Here is a 362-nt window from a genome sequence, read left to right as displayed (position 1 = left end):
ATTCTCTTGCTCTTTAAAAATTTGGAAAGCTGATATTAAAATTCTTATAGATATTCGTATCTATAAAGAGTTTTCAAAAGTAAAAAATATGCCAGTTAATCAGCAATGATTAATCGGTATCTACTTTAGTATTCTCATCATTATTTGATGAATTAACTTCTGGCGAAGTTAACAGCTGTCACTAACAAAGACCCGTTTGGGTTGTATGGTTAAGTGACTAAGCGTACACGGTGGATGCCTTGGCAGTTGGAGGCGATGAAGGACGTATTAACTTGCGATAAGACTAGTCAAGCTAGTAAAAAGCGATTGAGACTAGGATTTCCGTATGGGGAAACCAACCTGCTTGCATGTATCTAACCATC

General features: G+C 36.5%; 1 rRNA gene. It reads left to right on the top strand.

Annotated features, from left to right (window positions below):
• Positions 1-207 precede the first annotated feature (207 nt).
• Positions 208-362, top strand: a 23S ribosomal RNA gene (locus CWB80_RS22730); the annotation flags it as partial.

This window comes from Pseudoalteromonas sp. S1650 (assembly GCF_005887195.1).
Classification (GTDB): domain Bacteria; phylum Pseudomonadota; class Gammaproteobacteria; order Enterobacterales; family Alteromonadaceae; genus Pseudoalteromonas; species Pseudoalteromonas simplex.
The sequence above is the reverse complement of the archived record's forward strand: the minus strand, read 5'-3'. Positions and strand labels throughout refer to the sequence as shown.